This is a genomic window from Streptomyces sp. NPDC017890 (genome assembly GCF_044328675.1).
Lineage (GTDB): Bacteria > Actinomycetota > Actinomycetes > Streptomycetales > Streptomycetaceae > Streptomyces.
Genome location: NZ_JBIRHU010000135.1, coordinates 1 through 1,616 on the forward strand (window position 1 = coordinate 1; position 1,616 = coordinate 1,616).

The window sequence follows — 1,616 nt, forward strand, 5'->3', positions numbered from 1 at the left end:
CGCTGCTCGCTGCGATCGGTGAAGACGACGCCTATTCGTTTTCTCGGGCACAGTCCGCACTGGTGGACGGTCACGACTGGTCGCGTCCCGACAACACGGCCAGCGCCGCGATGGGTCTGCGAAGTCGTTGTGACGCAGCAGATGTGATGTCATCAGCCTTGCTCGATGATCCGATGTGGCGCGAGCGCGCATTGCACACCGGCCACGTCGCGGTGGGTGTGGCATCGATGACGCCGCCACCGAAAGGTTCACGTCGGCGCAACGGGTCGTTGTCGGTGACGTGTGAGCGTCTGGATTCGCGCCTGCGGGTCGGATCTGCTGTCACCGGGTGGGTCGGTACACCGCGACGGCGTCCGTTCGAGCAGTTCACTGTCGAGGTCACATCGACCGAGGTTGTCGGCGGGAAGTTGGTGCTCGGACTCGGTTCGGTGGGGATGTATGCGCCGCCGAGTGGCGCGTCGGTGGTGTTGATGCCGCAAGCGGCGTCACCTTTCGCGATGCGCGCTGGTCGTGGCCGGTACTGGCGGCTCTACCGAGGGCGGCGGTCCTGGCTTTCGACGGGGCAGACACCCGTCCCTTCCCGGCGTGAAGTGCCGTTGGACGTGCTCATAGCGGGCGCAGAGGAATAGCACCGGCAGCATACCTGCCTTAGGTAAATAGCCAGTTCAGAGACTTTTTTCACGAAAGGTTTGATTCGTCATGCGCATTACTGCCTCGTCGTCCGATATTGCTGCCCCCTCCGGCCCGGTGCCGTCGTCGTCCCGTCCGCCCGTCCCGTCGCTGACGGGGTGGCCGGGGTCGGAGATCATGGCCGACCCGATCACAGCGCGTGTGCTGTTTTCGGTGTGGTCGGGTGATCCGGCGGTGGTGGTGCCGTCCCCTCCCGGTGCGGGCAAGACCCGCTTGGTTGCATTACTGGCTGCGGCATTGGCGCACCGCGCGGATCTGCGCGTGGGGATCGCGGCGCAGACCCGCGAACAGGCGGTGGAGATTGCACGCCGGTTGGGAACACTCACCGACCGCGCCGCCTTGATGTGGAAAGCGAAAGCACCGGCACCGGACAGCGGCGACACACCGGTGGTCTCGGGACAGAAAGTGCGCTGGCAGGGCGACGTCGGTGCAATTCTGATCGGCACGACGGCGCGATGGTTGTTCTCGGACCCAGACCGAGTCGGTGCGGACGTGTTGATCGTGGACGAGTCGTGGCAATGCACCTACGCCGATCTGGGAGCGCTGGGAGCCATGGCGAAACAGGTGGTGTGCGTCGGTGATCCCGGCCAGATCGACCCGGTGGTGACCGGCGATGTATCTCGTTGGGAGGGAAGCGAAACCGCACCCGATCTACCCGCCCCGATTGCACTGTTGGCTGCGCACGGCGACGCGGTGGGGATGGTGCGGTTGGCGCACACCTGGCGACTCGGACCCGACACCACAGCACTGATCGCGCCACTGTTCTACCCCGACCTGCCGTTCACCTCCAAGCGTCCCCCGGAACACCTCACCGATTCGAGCGGAGCCGTGTGGCCCGAATTGGCGCACCGCCCGATCACAGCCTGCGGAGGCCCGTCCGATCCGGCCCTGGTGACCGCATGCGCCGCGCGGGCGGCGGAACTACT

General features: G+C 65.9%; 2 protein-coding genes. Both read left to right on the plus strand.

The annotated features are described in order from the left end of the window. On the plus strand, positions 1-629 hold a 629-nt coding region (locus tag ACH4F2_RS36000; protein ID WP_398136807.1), incomplete at its 5' end, for a hypothetical protein. A 178-nt stretch (positions 630-807) separates the two neighbouring features. Continuing rightward, positions 808-1,616 (plus strand): AAA family ATPase (locus ACH4F2_RS36005; protein WP_398136808.1); only part of this gene is annotated, 809 nt, incomplete at its 3' end.